Annotated in this window: 17 protein-coding genes; 13 read left to right on the forward strand and 4 right to left on the reverse strand. The window is 72.3% G+C overall.

What is annotated here, in order from left to right:
- Positions 1–329: 329 nt before the first annotated feature.
- The 3 genes from ABZX96_RS09240 (at position 330) to ABZX96_RS09250 (ending at position 2,517) form a co-directional block, all read left to right on the forward strand.
- Positions 330–893: an FABP family protein gene (locus tag ABZX96_RS09240; protein ID WP_355540372.1), complete on the forward strand. Its 564-nt coding sequence runs from the start codon at positions 330–332 to the stop codon at positions 891–893.
- Between the two features lie 188 nt (positions 894–1,081).
- Entirely contained in the window at positions 1,082–1,540 is a 459-nt protein-coding gene (locus ABZX96_RS09245; protein WP_355540375.1) for a transcriptional repressor, read from the forward strand.
- A gap of 11 nt (positions 1,541–1,551) precedes the next feature.
- Complete coding sequence (locus ABZX96_RS09250) at positions 1,552–2,517, forward strand: folate-binding protein (protein ID WP_355540378.1); 966 nt, start codon at positions 1,552–1,554, stop codon at positions 2,515–2,517.
- A 90-nt stretch (positions 2,518–2,607) separates the two neighbouring features.
- Here the strand turns inward: ABZX96_RS09250 and dtd are convergent, their stop codons facing one another.
- Positions 2,608–3,033, reverse strand: a complete 426-nt coding sequence (gene dtd / locus ABZX96_RS09255; RefSeq protein ID WP_355540381.1) for a D-aminoacyl-tRNA deacylase — start codon at positions 3,031–3,033, stop codon at positions 2,608–2,610.
- Positions 3,034–3,207: 174 nt separating this feature from the next.
- Here dtd and ABZX96_RS09260 point away from each other — a divergent pair, with 174 nt between their 5' ends.
- From ABZX96_RS09260 to ABZX96_RS09280, 5 genes are all read left to right on the forward strand, one after another.
- Positions 3,208–3,867, forward strand: coding sequence for an ABC transporter substrate-binding protein (locus tag ABZX96_RS09260; RefSeq protein ID WP_355540384.1), 660 nt, complete (start codon positions 3,208–3,210; stop codon positions 3,865–3,867).
- Between the two features lie 55 nt (positions 3,868–3,922).
- The gene (locus ABZX96_RS09265; RefSeq protein WP_355540387.1) at positions 3,923–4,951 is read left to right on the forward strand and encodes an asparaginase; all 1,029 of its coding nucleotides are present in this window, start codon (positions 3,923–3,925) and stop codon (positions 4,949–4,951) included.
- Between the two features lie 159 nt (positions 4,952–5,110).
- Positions 5,111–6,352 carry a GNAT family N-acetyltransferase gene (locus tag ABZX96_RS09270; RefSeq protein ID WP_355540390.1) on the forward strand — a complete coding sequence of 414 codons (1,242 nt, stop codon included), beginning with the start codon at positions 5,111–5,113 and terminating at the stop codon, positions 6,350–6,352.
- Positions 6,353–6,765: 413 nt separating this feature from the next.
- Positions 6,766–7,248: an ankyrin repeat domain-containing protein gene (locus ABZX96_RS09275; RefSeq protein WP_355540393.1), complete on the forward strand. Its 483-nt coding sequence runs from the start codon at positions 6,766–6,768 to the stop codon at positions 7,246–7,248.
- A gap of 409 nt (positions 7,249–7,657) precedes the next feature.
- A complete protein-coding gene (locus ABZX96_RS09280; protein ID WP_355540396.1) occupies positions 7,658–8,224 on the forward strand; it encodes an NAD(P)H-dependent oxidoreductase in 567 nt (188 codons plus the stop codon).
- 23 nt (positions 8,225–8,247) lie between these two features.
- On the opposite strand, the gene ABZX96_RS09285 is transcribed toward ABZX96_RS09280, so the two are convergent.
- Positions 8,248–9,147: an NAD(P)-binding domain-containing protein gene (locus ABZX96_RS09285; protein WP_355540399.1), complete on the reverse strand. Its 900-nt coding sequence runs from the start codon at positions 9,145–9,147 to the stop codon at positions 8,248–8,250.
- A gap of 210 nt (positions 9,148–9,357) precedes the next feature.
- Here ABZX96_RS09285 and ABZX96_RS09290 point away from each other — a divergent pair, with 210 nt between their 5' ends.
- Positions 9,358–9,717: a helix-turn-helix domain-containing protein gene (locus tag ABZX96_RS09290; RefSeq protein ID WP_355540402.1), complete on the forward strand. Its 360-nt coding sequence runs from the start codon at positions 9,358–9,360 to the stop codon at positions 9,715–9,717.
- Positions 9,718–9,923: 206 nt separating this feature from the next.
- On the opposite strand, the gene ABZX96_RS09295 is transcribed toward ABZX96_RS09290, so the two are convergent.
- Together ABZX96_RS09295 and ABZX96_RS09300 are read right to left on the reverse strand one after the other, a co-directional pair.
- Positions 9,924–11,342 (reverse strand): carotenoid oxygenase family protein, encoded by a 1,419-nt coding sequence (locus ABZX96_RS09295; protein WP_355540405.1) that lies wholly within the window; start codon positions 11,340–11,342, stop codon positions 9,924–9,926.
- A 384-nt stretch (positions 11,343–11,726) separates the two neighbouring features.
- Positions 11,727–12,233, reverse strand: coding sequence for a carboxymuconolactone decarboxylase family protein (locus ABZX96_RS09300; RefSeq protein ID WP_355540408.1), 507 nt, complete (start codon positions 12,231–12,233; stop codon positions 11,727–11,729).
- 605 nt (positions 12,234–12,838) lie between these two features.
- Between ABZX96_RS09300 and ABZX96_RS09305 the strand changes: the two genes are divergently transcribed.
- From ABZX96_RS09305 to ABZX96_RS09320, 4 genes are all read left to right on the forward strand, one after another.
- A complete protein-coding gene (locus tag ABZX96_RS09305; RefSeq protein ID WP_355540411.1) occupies positions 12,839–13,375 on the forward strand; it encodes a hypothetical protein in 537 nt (178 codons plus the stop codon).
- A 98-nt stretch (positions 13,376–13,473) separates the two neighbouring features.
- The gene (locus tag ABZX96_RS09310) at positions 13,474–14,310 is read left to right on the forward strand and encodes a DUF4097 family beta strand repeat-containing protein (protein WP_355540414.1); all 837 of its coding nucleotides are present in this window, start codon (positions 13,474–13,476) and stop codon (positions 14,308–14,310) included.
- A gap of 173 nt (positions 14,311–14,483) precedes the next feature.
- Entirely contained in the window at positions 14,484–15,479 is a 996-nt protein-coding gene (locus ABZX96_RS09315) for an ATP-binding cassette domain-containing protein (protein ID WP_355540417.1), read from the forward strand.
- The gene (locus ABZX96_RS09320) at positions 15,479–16,270 is read left to right on the forward strand and encodes an ABC transporter permease (RefSeq protein ID WP_355540420.1); all 792 of its coding nucleotides are present in this window, start codon (positions 15,479–15,481) and stop codon (positions 16,268–16,270) included. The genes ABZX96_RS09315 and ABZX96_RS09320 overlap by 1 nt, the downstream gene beginning before the upstream one ends.
- Positions 16,271–16,288 lie beyond the last annotated feature (18 nt).

Here is a 16,288-nt window from a genome sequence, read left to right on the forward strand (position 1 = left end):
GCACTCTAAGCCGCGGCGGCGGGGCCGGTACGGCGGCCGGCGGGACCGGGGGCGTCGGCAGGGGGCTCCGGGGCGGGCCGGTACGGCGGCCGGTGGGCCGCGCGGCGGACCTCACAGCGCCGCCCAGGTCACCGCCGACTAGACTCGCACCCGGTCCGTAACACCTCACTCCGTCCGAGGAGAGCGCTCGTGCTTGAGGCAGTCTTCACGTCCCTGCTTGTGCTGGTCGCCGTGGGCGTCGTCGCCTTCGCCGGTCTGACCTGGAAGAAGCTGTACCAGGGCCAGCGCTGACCCGTCACTGATCCACTTCTCACAGATCGCCTGAGCTCATGATCGAGATCCCGTCCGACCTGAACCCGGCCCTCGTGCCCCTCGCCTTCCTCCTCGGCAACTGGGAGGGCGCGGGCGTCTACGACTTCCCCGGCACCGAGAAGTGCAACTTCGGGCAGGAAGTCACCTTCACCCACGACGGCCGTGACTTCCTGGAGTACACCTCCCACACCTGGGTTCTCGACGGCGAGGGCAAGAAGGTCCGCCCGCTGGAGACCGAGACCGGTTACTGGCGCGTCGACAAGAACCGCAAGGTCGAGATCGTCATGGTCCGCGACCAGGGCATGGTCGAGATCTGGTACGGCGAGCTGGCCGACCAGAAGCCGCAGATCGACCTGGTCACCGACGCCGTGGCCCGGACCACCACCGCGGAGCCGTACTCGGGCGGCAAGCGCCTGTACGGCTACGTGAACAGCGACCTGATGTGGGTCGGCGAGAAGGCCACCCCCGAGGTGCCGCTGCGCCCCTACATGTCGGCGCACCTGAAGAAGGTCGTGGACGTGCGCGAGTGGGCCAAGGACCTCAAGGACCTGCCGGACGACGGCATCGCGTTCTTCAAGTGAGCGGCGCTTCATAGGCTCCGCCTATGGACGGTGACGACGGGCCGGTCCGGGATTCCGGGACCGGCCCGCCGCGCGTTCCCGGGGCCCGCTCCGTTCATCTGCGCGTCCCCAGGACCGCTCCGTTCATCCGCGCGTCCCAGGACCCCGCTCCGTACGGCCTCCGGCCCCGTCCTCCTACACTGGCTTGTGTGGTGACCACCGACTGGCAGAGCGACCTCCGCAAGCGCGGGTACCGGCTGACCCCGCAGCGCCAGCTCGTCCTGGAGGCCGTGGACAGGCTGGAGCACGCCACCCCCGACGACATCCTCACCGAGGTGCGCAAGACCGCGGGCGGCGTCAACATCTCCACGGTCTACCGGACGCTGGAGCTGCTGGAGGAACTGGGCCTGGTGAGCCACGCCCACCTCGGCCACGGCGCGCCGACCTACCACCTCGCCGACCGGCACCACCACATCCACCTGGTGTGCCGGGACTGCTCGGACGTGATCGAGGCGGACCTCTCGGTGGCCGAACCGTTCACGGCCATGCTCCGCGAGCAGTTCCGGTTCGACACCGACCTCAAGCACTTCGCGATCTTCGGCCGGTGCCACGGATGCTCCGCCGCTCGGGGGGAAGCGCCCGGGCGGGGTTCAACTACCGAGTCGTAGGCTTGGTTTCCATGAAGAGTCCCCTGCTGTCGCTGCCCGGTGCCGTCCCCGCCGAGGCCCCCGACGAAGGCGTCGCCGCCCACTACGGCGACCTCTTCCGGGAGCAACGCGCGCTCGCGGACGGCGCCGGCTTCGTCGACCTCTCGCACCGCGGCGTGGTGACCGTCTCCGGCCCCGAACGGCTGAGCTGGCTGCACCTGCTGCTCACCCAGCACGTCAGCGACCTGGCTCCCCACCAGGCCACCGAAGCGCTCATCCTCTCCCCGCACGGCCACATCGAGCACGCGCTGTACCTCGTCGACGACGGCGCCACGACCTGGATGCACACCGAGCCGGGCCGGCAGGAAGCGCTGATCGGCTACCTGGAGAGCATGAAGTTCTTCTACCAGGTGGAGGTGGCCGACCGTACGGACGAGATCGCCGTGGTCCACCTGCCCGCCGGGTCGATCACCGAGACGCCCGCGGACGTCGTCGCCCGGGAGACCCCGCACGGCCGCGACCTCTTCCTGCCGCGCGGTGCCCTGGAGTCCTTCGCCACCGCGCACGGCCCGGCGATCGGCGTGCTGGCCCTGGAGGCGCTGCGCGTGGAGGCGCACCGGCCGCGCCTGGGCCGGGAGACCGATCACCGCACCATCCCGCACGAGCTGGGCTGGATCGGCACCGCCGTCCACCTCCAGAAGGGCTGCTACCGCGGTCAGGAGACCGTCGCCCGCGTCCACAACCTGGGGAAGCCGCCGCGCCGCCTGGTCTTCCTGCACCTGGACGGCAGCGAGGTCACGCTGCCCGCGCACGGCGCGCCCGTACGGCTGGCCTCCGAGGGCGAGGAGGGGCGGCAGCTCGGCTTCGTCACCACCGCCGTCCGCCACCACGAGCTCGGCCCGATCGCGCTGGCGCTGGTCAAGCGCAACGTCCCGACCGACGCGGCGCTGATCGCGGACGCGACGGCGGCGGCGCAGGAGGTCGTGGTCGAGCCGTAGGGGCGTCGTTTCCGGGGCCGGGCCATCGTCGGCCCCGGACCCCGTCCCCGTGCCCGGCCGTCCTCGTCCCCAGCCTCGTCCTCGTTCTCCTCAGACCTCGATCAGCACCGTGAACGGGCCGTCGTTCGTCAGCGAGACCTTCATGTCCGCGCCGAAGCGGCCCGTCTCCACCTGGGCGCCCAGCTCCCGCAGCCGCGCCACGACCTCGTCCACCAGCGGCTCGGCGACCGGGCCCGGCGCGGCGGCGTTCCAGGTGGGGCGGCGGCCCTTGCGGGCGTCACCGTAGAGGGTGAACTGGCTGATCACCAGCAGTGGGGCGCCGGTGTCCGAGCAGGACTTCTCGCCCTGGAGGATGCGCACGGACCACAGTTTGCGGGCGAGCTGCGCGGCCTTCTCCGGGGTGTCCTCGTGCGTGACGCCGACCAGCACGCACAGCCCCTCGCCGACGATCTCGCCGGTCGTCTCGCCCGCCACCTCGACGCGGGCCCCGTCCACCCTCTGCACCACAGCTCGCATACCGGCCATCATGCCCTGCGCCATCCGGTCCCCGGCACAGCCACCCCTCCGGGTCCGTTCGGGTGCCATCGCCCTGCGCGGGCGCCGCCCAGAGTGGCACGATGCGTGCACGCGGTGCGTTTCACGGACAACCTGCCCGGAAGGACGCACCGGACGAGGGGACGGAAGCAACTCATGAGCACAACCGGATCCGGGCCGACCCCCGATCCCGTACCGACCGCCCGCACCACTCCCGCCACAGCGGCCCCGTACGCCCCACCGTTCGCGCCCGTATCCGCACCGGCCGCGACCCGCACCGAGGACGGCACCGGGCGGCCCCGCCCCCCGCGGCAACGGGATCGTTTCGGCCCGGTGCCGCGGCCGGACCTCGCCGGAATGGGCCTGCCGGACCTGCGCGTGCTGCGCCGCGACGCGCAGCAGGAGGAGGCGGACCTCAGCTACGTGCGGCGGCTCCTCCAAGGGCGGATCGACATCCTGCGGGCCGAGACCTCCCGCCGCAGCGCGCCGCAGCCCTCCCTGCTGGACCGCCTCCCGGAGATCCTGGCCGACGTGCCGTCCCGGCACCGCTCCTCGGCCCGGCACGTCACGCTCGGGATGCCGCACAGCGAGCGGTACCGGCGGCTGGCGGAGGAGATGGTCGGCGAGGTGGCGCTGTCGGACCTCACCGCCCGTACGGACGAGGAGCTGCGGGACGCGATGGGGCGGCTGGTGCGCTACGAGCAGGAGGTCTCGCGGCGCAGACAGTCGCTCCAGCGGACGGCCGACGATTGCAGCGCGGAGATCGCCCGAAGGTACCGTGAGGGTGAAGCACAAGTAGACGACCTGCTCTCCTGACCCACGGGCCACACGCCTTCGGCAGGGCCGCGGGTCCCGCCCTGGAAGGCCGACGATGACCTCCTCTTCCTCCGAGACGCCCGCCGGTATATCCCCCGCGCCCGCCGGCCACGAGCCGTCGGCGGGCGGCGCGTCCGTTCCCGGCCCGGCGCCGGTGCTCGCCGAGGTCGTGCGGTCCGGGTTCGTGGAGGGGCGCCATCGCGGCTCGCTGGTGATCCTGGCGGCGGACGGCAGCGTGGAAACGGCGCTGGGCGACGTCACCGCCCCGGTCTTCCCCCGTTCGTCGAACAAGCCGATGCAGGCGACGGCGGTGCTGCGGGCCGGGCTCGACCTCTCGGGCGAACGGCTGGCGCTGGCCGCCGCGAGCCACTCCGGCGAAAGGTTTCACCTGGAACTCGTCGAGAAGATGCTCGCCGAGTTCGGCCTGGACCGCGCCCTCCTCCAGACCCCGCCGGACCTCCCGCTGGACCCGGCCGAAGCGGAGGAGTACCTCGCAGCCGGCCACAAGCGCGAGCGGATCACCATGAACTGCTCCGGCAAGCACACCGCGATGCTCGCCGCCTGCGCCGCCAACGGCTGGCCGCTGGAGACCTACCTCGACCTGGAGCACCCGCTCCAGCAGCTCGTCCTGGACTCCGTGCGCACCGCCTCCGGCGAGGCCGTCACGGAGATCGGCACGGACGGCTGCGGCGCGCCCCTGATGGCGCTCTCCCTGGTCGGACTGGCCCGCGCCTTCCGGCACCACGTCCTGGCCGCGCCCGGTACGCCCGAGCGCCGGGTCGCGGACGCGATGCGCGCCCACCCCGAGTACGTCGCCGGCACCCGCCGCCCGGACACCTGGCTGATGCGCGAACTGCCCGGCACGCTGTCCAAGATGGGCGCCGAGGCCGTGCAGGCGCTGGCGCTCCCCGACGGCCGGGCGCTCGCCTTCAAGGTGGACGACGGCGCCGGCCGCACCCTGGGGCCCGTCCTGGCCCGCGCGCTGCGCCTGATGGGCGTGGACGCGCCCGTGCTGGCCCGCATCGAGGACGTGCCGCTGCTCGGCGGCCCGGAGCGGGTGGGGGAGATCCGGGCGGCGTTCTGAGCGGGCTTTCAGCCGGGGCCGGGGCGGGCGCCGTCCGAAGGGCGTTGGGGGGCAGGGCCGGGGCGGATCTCGCGGCCATCGCCCACCCGTCCCGGGCGCGTCCCGTCACCTTCGAAAATACGCGCGACGCCACAACAGGTCCGTCGCTACGGTACGGCCATGAGCATCCAGGTCCGAACGGTTGGCGACGACGACATACCCGGCTGGCTGAGCGCGGTCGGCGGTGGCTTCCTCCGGCCGCCGGAGATCTCCAAGGAGGACATCGAGTTCCGGCGGGCCGCGTTCGACCCGGAGCGCACCCAGGGCGCCTACGACAACGGGCGGTGGGTGGCCACCTTCCGCAGCTTCGAGCAGCGGCTGACGGTCGTCGGCGGCGCCCGGGTGCGGGCCAACGCCGTCACCACCGTCACCGTCGCCGCCACCCACCGTCGCCGCGGCCTGCTCAGCCGCATGATGACCACGGACCTGAAGGCGGCCAAGGAACGCGGGGACATGGTGGCGACGCTGATCGCCGCCGAGTACCCGATTTACGGGCGGTTCGGCTTCGGCCCCGCCACCTCCGCCACCGAATGGGCCGTCGACGTGCCGCGCGCCGGGCTCGACCCGCGGCACTCCGTGCCCGCGTGCGGCGGCCGGGTCGACTTCGCCTCCCCCGAGGAGGTCCGCGAGGTCGGCCCCGGCCTGCACGACCGGTGGAGCGCCCGCCGGCCCGGCGCCGTCTCCCGCGAGGACCGCTGGTGGGAACGGGCCACCGGCGCCATCCGCCTCCCCAGCAACCCCTGGACGGAACCCTTCCACGCCGTGTACCGGTCCGCCGACGGCGAGGTGCAGGGCCTGGTCACGTACCGGGTGAACGACAACTGGGAGGGCAAGCGGCCGAAGAACACGGCCACCGTCGACCAGCTCATCGCGACCACCGTCGACGCCGAGCGCGCGCTGTGGCAGTTCCTGTGCTCGATCGACTGGGTCGTCACCGTCCAGACCGGTCCGCGCGCGCCCGACGACCTGCTCCCGCACTTCCTCGGCGACCCGCGCGCCGCCGCCGTCCAGTCCTCCTCCGACCTGATGTGGCTGCGTCCGCTGGACGTGCCCCGGCTGCTGGAGGCCCGTACGTACGCCGCCTCGGGGGAACTCGTCCTGGAGGTCGAGGACCCGGCGGGCCTGGCCGGCGGGCGGTTCCTGCTCGACGCCACCCCCGAGGGCGCGCGCTGCGTCCCGACCACCCGCACGGCGGACCTGACGCTGCCGGTGGGCGAGCTGGCCCCGCTCTACCTGGGGGACGACTCCATCGTCCGACGAGCCGACCTGGGCCACGTACGGGAGGAGCGCGCGGGCGCGCTGAGCACGGCGGACGGGCTGCTGCGGACGGGGCGGCGGCCGTGGTGCCCGGACATGTTCTAGGGGGTCGCGGGAGGCCGGGAGGTTGTGCCGGGGGACGGTGACCGAGGACCGGAGGCGGTTCCGGGGGACGGTGACCGAGGATCGGAGACGATTCCGGGGGACGGTGGCCGAGGATTGGAGGCGATTCCGGGAGCCGTGACCGAGGTCCGGAGACGATTCCGGGAGACGGTGGCCGAGGTTCAGCTGATGACCCGAGGGTCTCTTTCTCCGTGTGCGTGGGCGCGTACGGAGGGAGGGGCCCTTCCGTCTTTCGTCCGGCTTTCCACCACACGGCGCGCATGACGGACGGCTCCCCGCCCGCCCCGGAAGACAGGCCCCGGCCGACCCCACCGGGAGGGGCCCGGACGGCCGTGGCCTGCATAAAGTGGCCGGGACAGCGCAACTGGACCCACCATGGCTGGAGGCCGACGACCATGACCGACCCGAACACGGAGCCCCAGGTGACCGCGTCGACGGGGACGCCCGAGCCGAAGCAGCCGGCAGGCGCGCCGGGGCCCGAGTCGATCGAGCACGCGCACGACCCGGAGGTGCTGCAACTGGCGGCCAAGGTCTTCGACCTGGCGCGCCACGGCGACACCGACACCCTCGCCGCCTACGTGGACGCCGGTGTGCCGGTCAACCTGACGAACGACAGGGGCGACACCCTCGTCATGCTGGCCGCCTACCACGGTCACGCGGCGGCGCTGGAGGCGCTGCTCCAGCGCGGCGCCGACGCCGACCGGCCCAACGACCGGGGGCAGACGCCGCTGGCCGGGGCCGTCTTCAAGGGGGAGACCGACATCATCCGCCTGCTGCTGGCGCACGGCGCGAACCCGGCGGCCGGCACGCCGTCCGCGATCGACACCGCCCGGATGTTCCAGAAGACCGAGTTGCTGGCGCTGTTCGGGGCGGAGTGACGCGGACGCTGTGCTTGGCGACGCGAACGCTGTGCTCGGTGACGCGAACGTTGTGCTCGGTGACGCGGACGCTGTGCTCGCGGCGGAGTGACGCGGGCATTGTTCGCGGCGGAGTGATGTGAAAGCGCTGTTCGCGGCGGAGTGACGCGTACGCGGTGCGCGGCGGAGTGGCGCGGGCGCAGTTCACGGCGGAGTGGCGCGGGCGCCGGTCGGCCCCGGGCGGCCGATCACCTTCGGGCGGTCGGGCGCCCCGGGCGGCTCCCTGGCGGACGGGCCCGGTCACCGGCGGTCGTACACGGTCGCCGGCGGGTGCCGACTCGATCGCCCGTTGACATGAACCTTGCTTGAGGTTTTAGCGTCGGGGTCATCAGTCGGCACCACGCCCGCCCGCCTTCAGAAAGGCCCCACCGTGTCCGAGCGCCCCTTCACCCTGGCCGTCATCGTCAGCAGCACGCGGGAGGGCAGATTCGCGCCCGTCATCGCGGACTGGTTCACCCGGCACGCCGAGGGCCGGCCGGACATCACCGTGGACGTCATCGACCTGGCGACGGTCCAGCCGTACGAACTGCGGTGGGGCAGCGAGGAGATGGCCTCGTACGCCAAGCGCGTCGACGCGGCGGACGCCTTCGTCGTCGTCACCCCCGAGTACAACCACTCCTTCCCGGCCCCCCTCAAACACGCGATCGACCTGCTGCGCGCCGAGTGGCAGGGCAAACCGGTGGGGTTCGTGTCCTACGGGGGGATCTCCGGGGGCCTGCGCGCGGTGGAGCAACTGCGGCTGGTCTTCGCCGAGTTGGGCGCGACCACCGTGCGGGAGACGGTGAGCTTCGCCATGGCGCACGGCCTCTTCGACGACACCGGCGCGCCGCACGACCCCGCCGGAGCCGACCGTGCCGCCGACGCGCTGCTGGACCAACTCACCTGGTGGGCGGTCGCGTTGCGCCAGGCGCGGGAGGCCCGGCCCTACGTGGGGTGACGCGCGGGGGGAGCGGGCGAGGGTCAGGCCCGTGCCCCCTTCGCGGCGCGCAGCAGCTCCGCCACGCCCGTGATGTCCTCCGCGCCGTGCCCGTCGGCCACCCGCTTCCGGATGAGGGCGTACAGGGGGGCCAGCAGTTCCAGGCCCACGCCCTGCTCGTCGTGCGCGCGGGTGATGTTGTCCAGGGCGACGGACTGCATGCCCAGGTTGGAGACCACGTTCTCCCCATAGGCGCGGCGCTGCATCTGGTCCGCGTAGTGCGGCACCATCGTCGTCATCGCGGAGATCCACGGCACCAGCAGCGTGGACGCGAACTCCGGCAGCTCCACCTCCGCCGAGCGCACCAGGGCCAGCGACTGGAGGACGCCCGCGAACATCCCGTACATGCCGGTCAGCAGGGCCAGGTCCTGCAACGAGGCCGCGCCCGGGTCCGCACCGACGTACGTGGCCGCGCCCAGCACCTCCAAGCCGTCCTTGTGGGCGTCGAACACCTCGCGCGCGCCGCTGTAGAGGATGAACGCCTGCGGGGTGCCGATCCCCGGCGGCACGGCCATGATGCCGCCGTCCAGGTAGCCGATGCCGTGCTCGTCCGCCCAGGTGGCGACCTCGCGGGCCTGCCCGGGCGTGCCGTTGGTCAGGTTGACCACGGTCCGGCCGCGCAGCTCGTCGGCCAGCGGGTCGAGGACGCCGTGCACGGCCTCGTAGTCCAGCACGCAGACGATCACCAGCGGTCCGGCCACGACCGCCTCCGCGGGCGTCTCCGCGCGGGTCGCGCCGCGGGCGACCAGGGGGTCGGCCTTGGCCGCCGTACGGTTCCAGACGGTCGTCGGGTGCCCCGCGTCCAGGAACGCGCCGGCCAGCGCCACCCCCATGTCCCCCAGTCCGATGACGGTCACCGGGGTCCGCACGTCCACGTCACTCATCTTCCACAACTCCCGTGTCGCCCACGTCGCTTGCCTGTCTCTGCGCGCACCACCGATCCTGTGGGCTGGCTTAACATTCCTCAAGTACCGACTATTTCGTCAGGTACCCACCTTTTGGTAAGTGGGTCGCGGGGGACGCCTCCGCGACGGCACGGACGAGACGTCGCCGTCCGGTGAGCACGTCACCGGACGGCGAGTGGGGAGCGGGTCATGCGATGGGTCAACGGGCACTACACCTGCGGTCTGGACGCGGCGGTGGACGTCATCGGCGGCAAGTGGAAGGTACTGCTGCTGTGGGCCATGCACGAGGGCCCGCGCCGGTTCGCCGAACTGAAGCGGGACGTGCCGGGGATCAGCGAGAAGATGCTCATCCAGCAGCTGCGCGAGATGGAGGCGGACCGCATCGTGCACCGCGAGGTCTACCACCAGGTCCCGCCGAAGGTGGAGTACTCCCTCACCAAGCTGGGTGCCTCGCTGAACGACGCGCTGGCGCCGCTCGCGGCGTGGGGCACCGCGCACCAGGAGGAGATCGAGGAGACGTACCGGGAGCGGCATCCGGAGGCCGGATGAGGTGGGGCGGGGGTGGGGTGCCGGGGGGGCGGGGGCGGGCTGACGCGGGGGCGCGCTGACGGGGGGGGCTCCCGTCCCTGGGCTCGTGGCCGTCCCCGTCTCCCGGGCTCGTTCCCGTCCCTGCGTTCGTTCTCGTTCCTGGGCTTGTAGCCGTCCCTGGGCTCGTTCCCGTCCCCGGGCTCGTTCCCGTCCCCGTCCCCCGGGTCTCACTCCCGTTCCGGCAGCCAGTTCCCGTGGAAGCCCACCGGTACGCGCACCGGCAGGTGGACCCGGGCGACCGGCGGTCCGGTGATGTCCCGCGCGGACAGGATGACCAGGTCCGTCGCCTCCCGCTCGGGGTCGAAGACGTACGTCATCAGCCAGCCGTCGTCCTCCGCCGTCTCCGGCCCCGTGGGCACGAAGACCGCCTCCCCCACATCACCGCGCGGATCGAACCGGCGCACCTCACTGGTGCCGCGTTCCAGGTCGTACTTCACCAGCCCGACCCCTATCCGGCCGACGCTCGCCGCCGCCCCGCCGTGGCCGGAGGCGCCGCCGTGCTCCCGCATGAGCGTTTCTCCGTACCCGTTGCCCGGCTCCACCACCCCGTACCCGTAGCGGTGCCGCCCGGCCAGCCGGCGCGGGTCCACGCGCGGGAACTCCACCGGCCGGTCGTCCAGCGGTTCGCGCCGCACCCGGCCCGCGATCAGGTCCACCGTCCAGCGGTCCAGGGCGGGCGGACACTCGTCCGGGCCCGAGTGGCCCTCGTCGAAGATCTTTTCGTACCGGATCAGGTCCACGGTGATCTGCGTGCCGTCCTGCGACTCGTACGCGTTCATCGGATGGAAGACGAAGCACGGCTCGATCTCCAGCCAGCGCACGTCCTGCGCGCCCCCGGCCCGGGGCAGGATGCCCAGCCGGGCCGGGCGGTCGGGGTCCCAGGCGTAGGGGAAGGCCCCGCGGTGCCCGGCGCGTTCCGGGCTCAGGACGACCGGCAGGTCGTACAGCAGGACGTGCCGCGCGGTGAGCGAGAAGTCGTGCATCATCGGCCGTCCGCTGACAGGGATGTCGACGTGCCGGCGGATGCGGCCGTTGGTGCCGGCGACCAGGTACTGCACGTACGGCCAGGCCCAGCAGTAGGCGACGCAGTGCAGTTCGCCGGTCGCCGGGTCGATCGTGGTGTGGGCGGCCAGTCCGCCGGGGAGTGTGCCGGCGAAGTCGTAGGGGCCGACGGTGTTGAGGTCGTCGTCCAGTTCGTACGGCAGCGGGCCGCCCTCGACGAGGGCCAGGTTCCGGCCGGCGAAGCGGGTGATGTGCGTGTTGGGCGCGACGTCCATGTCCAGGTGGCGCGGCCCGTGCTGGATCTTCTCGCCCAGCCGCTGGGCCACCGAGTCCGAACGCACCCAGCGGTTGCGGTACCACTGGGCGCGGCCGTCGCGCAGCCGCACCCCGTGCACCATGCCCTCACCCGTGAACCAGTGGTACGCCTCCGGGTCGTCCACCCGCAGCGGGTTGGGGCCGTTGCGCAGGTAGCGGCCGTCGAGTTCCTCCGGGATCCGGCCGGTGACCTCCAGGTCGTACGTGGTGATCTCATCCCGTACGGGGGCGAAGAGCCCACTGAGATACGGGTTCCCGTGCTGCGGCATGGCCGTCCACCTCCCCGGCCGCCGCCCCTGGCGGCCCCCGCATCCACCCTCCCAACGGGCGCCGCGCTCGTCGAGTCCCGGGTGGGGAGGAGAGGGGCGGACGGTGTGCCCTTCACGTTCCGGGACGCGGGCTATAAGGGGCAGGGGCGGCGGCGTGAGGTGCTACGGGTGCGCCCCTCACGGCCTGAGGTGCGGGCCATGAGGGGCGCTGGGGACGTGCTGCGGAGGGTGCCACGGGTGCGCCCTTGACGGGCCGAGGTGTGGGCCGTCAAGGGACGCCGGGGACCGCGCTGCGGAAGGTGCCACCGGTGCGCTCTCATGGACCGAGGCACGGGCCATGAGGGGCGCCGGGGACCTCGTCGTGGCGCCTGGGTCGGTCCGGTCTCACCAGGTGGCGCCCGCGACCTGCCGCGTGGTGACGTTGATCCGGTTGAACAGGTTGGTGACGCCGATCCACAGGACCAGGGCGGCGAGTTGCCGCTCGTCGTAGTGGGCGGCGGCCTCGTTCCAGATCTCGTCCGGCACCGGGTCGGACCGGTCGGACAGCCGGGTGACGGCCTCGGCCAGCGCCAGCGCGGCGCGTTCGGCGTCGGTGAAGAACGGCGCGTCCCGCCACCCCGCCACCGCGAACAGCCGCTCGTCGCTCTCCCCGGCCTTGCGCGCGCTCAGCGCGCCGCCGAACACGCAGAAACCGCAGCCGTTGACCTGGCTCGCGCGCAGGTGGACCAGCTCCAGCGTCTTCTCCGGCACGCCGCCCCGCTTCGCGGCCTTGAGGAGGTCGAGCACGGCCGGCACCGCTTCGGGGATGACCTCGGCGGGATTCCGCATCCGCGCCTGCGGAGTCCGCACCTGGGTGGTGGGGTCGGTGGAGGGGTGGGTGGTGGCCTGCATGGTCGTGCTCCCTTGCGAAGTTGTTGCCTGTCACCCCTTCGACGGGGCGGGGGGCGGAGTTGTGACATGGGGGTGGGATGCGTCGTGGGGGTGACGGCCCGTGTCGCCGTCCTGGGGCCTTGTCCTTCTGCGCTCCAGCGGGCGCGGGACGGGGCCCGTCCGCCCGATCGGGTGCTGAGCCGACGAGCCAACGGCGCCCGACACCTGGCACCCACTCGGCCAGGCGGTGCCATGCATGGCACCAGCGCGACGCCACGCGGCACCATCCCCGCGCCACGGCAGCATCACCTCGTCGTCATTGCCGCCCCTTCTCGCCCGCGCACAGGCCACACGCGGGTCACACGCAGGCCACATGCTCGCGGCGGACCGAAGCGCAAGGGCCGGGAAACGGAGCGACCAGACGCCGCCCGACCTGCACAAACAGTGCACCCCGGCCCCACTCGACCACCCTCCGCGCCCCTTCCCCGCCCCCGCCCCGGCTCCACTTCGGCTTCATTTCGGCAAGCCCCAAGTCCCAGCATTCCGTACCCACGTACGAGTGAATGAGTGCCACCCCGCGCCAAAACCCCTTGCGGATGGCGCCACGGTGACGCCACAATGGCGTCATGGACCTCACCCCGTATGTCGACAACCTCCGTCACGAGCTCGCGGTCGCCGCGGCAGCGGGCGGGGAGGAAGCCCGCGAGCTGGCGGAGCGGCTCACGACGCCGCTGGAATCGGCCGCCCGCCTGACCCTCCTCAACGCGCTGTCGGTCGCCATGGACGAGATCACCCGCGAGCTGGCGCCGGGCTCCGTCGACGTGCGGCTGCGGGGCCTGGACCCCGAATTCGTCGTGTCCCCGCCGCCGGGCCAGGAGGCGTACGCGGGGGAAGAGGAACGCACGAGCGCGCCGAGCGCCGCGTGGCAGCCCATTCCCCCGCCACCTTCGGAGGGCGACGAAGGCGGCACGGCACGCATCAACTTCCGGCTCCCCGCTCACCTGAAGGCCCGGGTGGAGGGTGCCGCGGGACAGGAAGGGCTTTCCGTCAACGCCTGGCTCGTACGGGCCGTGACCGCCGCCCTGGAGCCGGGTGGTCCCGCCGGCTCCACCGGGCGCGCCCGTAACCGAGGCCCGCGGAGCTACACCGGCTGGGTCCGCTAGCCGGCCGGCACCGCCGGGCCCACCCGGCACACAGCACCACCCATCACGCCCGCCCGACCAGCGGGAACGCACCCCACAGCCATGAGGACGGGACAGCCATGCCTGAATTCGAGACACCCGAGCCGATCTCCGTCACCTTCGGTTTCGACATCGGGACCATCCGGTTCACCGCCGAACAGCGCACGCGCACGGTCGTCGAGGTCCGGCCGGGCAACGAGGACGACGAGGTCGACGTCCGGGCGGCGCGGCAGACGCAGGTCACGTACGCCAACGGCACGTTGGTGATCAAAGGCCCCAAGAAGCGGTCCCTGTTCGGCCGGAGCGGGTCCATCGACGTGAGCGTCGAACTGCCGGCCGGCTCGGACGTGGTGGGCTCCTCCCCCATGGCGGACATCCTGTGCGAGGGCCGCCTCGGCGATTGCGACCTCAAGACGTCGGCCGGGGACATACGCGTCGCCGAGGCGGACGGCGTCACTCTGCGGACCGGCTTCGGGGACACCAGCCTGGACCGCGCGACAGGAAACGTGGACATCACCGGCCACGGCCGCGTCGACGTGGGAGAGGTCGCCGGCACGGCGACGCTCAAGAACCTCGGCGACACCACCATCGGCGAGGTCAACGGCGAACTGCGGGTGCGGTCCTCCATCGGCCGGATATCCGTGGGCGTGGCACACGGCGACGTCGAGGCCCGGTGCGCCAGCGGTCACATCCGGGTCGAGCAGGTGGCGCGCGGCAAGGTCACGCTGCGGACCGGCGCGGGCGATCTGGAGGTCGGCGTCCGGGAGAACTCCGCCGCCTGGCTGGACGTGAGCGCGCGGGCCGGTGGCGTGCACAACTCCCTCACCCCGTCCGACGGCCCCGGAGCCTCTGAGGAGACCGTCGAAATACGCGCCAACACCGGGCTGGGCGACATCGTCATCCGCCGTCCGCAGTGACCCGGCCGCCAAGCCGTCCCGAACGACGAAACCCAACTCCAAGCAGCGAATCCTCACCCCAAGCAGCACGCCCCACCGCACCCCGCCCCAAGCAGCACGCCCCACCGCACTCCACCGCACTCCACCGCAAGCAGCGAAGGCCACCATCCCTTCACCAGGAAGGCATCACCACTGTGAGCGCACCATCCGTCTCCGCCCCGTCCACGGCGTTACCCACCATCTCCGCCACCGGCCTGCGCAAGTCCTACGGCGACAAGCTGGTGCTGGACGGCATCGACCTGCACATTCCGGAAAGCACGATCTTCTCCCTGCTGGGCCCGAACGGCGCGGGCAAGACCACCACCGTGCAGATCCTGTCCACGCTCATCGCCGCGGACGCCGGCGAGGCCCGGGTCGCGGGCCACGACCTGGTACGGCAGACCGACGGCGTGCGCTCCGCGATCGGCGTCACCGGGCAGTTCTCCGCCGTGGACAACCTGCTCACCGCCGAGGAGAACCTGCTCCTCATGGCGGACCTCCACCACCTGAACCGCCGGGAGGGCCGACGGCGCACCGCCGACCTCCTGCGCCGTTTCGATCTCACCGAGGCGTCGAGAAAGCCGGTCGTCACCTTCTCCGGCGGCATGCGGCGCAAGCTCGACCTCGCCATGACGCTGGTGGGCAACCCGCGCGTCATCTTCCTCGACGAACCGACCACCGGCCTCGACCCGCGCAGCCGCCGCACCATGTGGGAGATCATCCGCGGGCTGGTCGCCGACCAGGGCGTCACCGTCTTCCTGACGACGCAGTACCTGGAGGAGGCGGATCAGCTCGCCGACCGGATCGCCGTCCTGGACCACGGCAAGCTGGTCGCCGAAGGCACCGCCGACGAGCTCAAGCGGCGCATCCCCGGTGGCCACATCCGCATCCGGTTCACCGATGCCCACGACCTCGCGTCGGCCGCCGCCCTCTTCCGCGTCGGCACGTCCGACGACGACGCGCTCACCCTGCGTGTCCCCAGCGACGGGGGGCTCTCCGATCTGCGCGCCGTGCTCGACGTTCTGGACGGCGCCCAGGTCAGGGCGGAGACCCTCACCACCCACACGCCCGACCTCGACGACGTCTTCCTCACCCTGACCGGTCGGCCCCGCACCGACGCCGCATCCCTCCTCGCGAAGGCGAGCGCCTGATGAGCACCCTCACCCACGCCGTCGGCGACGCCCGGACCATGCTGCGGCGCAACCTCAAACACGCGCTGCGCTACCCCTCCATGACCGTTTCGGTCATCGCGATGCCCGTCCTGATGCTGCTCCTGTTCAACTACGTCTTCGGGGGCGCCCTCGGGAGCGGTATTGGCGGCACCGCCACCGGCAGCACGGAGTACATCGACTACGTCGCCCCCGGCATCATCCTGATGGCCGCCACGTCCGGCGCCGTCTCCACGGCGGTCAGCGTCTGCGTCGACATGACCGAGGGCATCGTCAACCGCTTCCGGACGATGTCGATATCCCGCGCGTCCTTCCTGACCGGGCACGTCGTCGGTGGCGTGATCCAGACGATGGTCAGTGTCCTGGTCGTCGTCGGCGTCGCGCTCCTGATGGGCTTCCGGCCCGACGCCACCGCCGTCGAATGGCTCGCCGCCCTGGGCCTCCTCGCGCTGCTCGTCCTGGCGCTGACCTGGATATCGGCCGGCATCGGCCTGGTGACCAAGACCCCGGAGACCGCCAGCAACCTGCCCATGCCGCTGACCTTCCTCCCGTTCCTCGGCAGCGCCATCGTCCCGACGGAGTCGATGCCCACCGGACTGCGCTGGTTCGCCGAGTACCAGCCCTTCACCCCCGTCATCGAGACGCTCCGCGGCCTCCTGATGGGCACGGAAATAGGCAACAGCGGCCTCATCGCCCTCGCCTGGTGCCTCGGCCTCGCCCTGACCGGCTACCTGTGGGCCCGCACGGCCTACCAGCGCGGCGCCAAGCGCTGACGAACACACCACCACCGG

Origin of the sequence: Streptomyces sp. NPDC003077, from assembly GCF_040611095.1 — a bacterium.
In the GTDB taxonomy this organism is placed as follows: domain Bacteria; phylum Actinomycetota; class Actinomycetes; order Streptomycetales; family Streptomycetaceae; genus Streptomyces.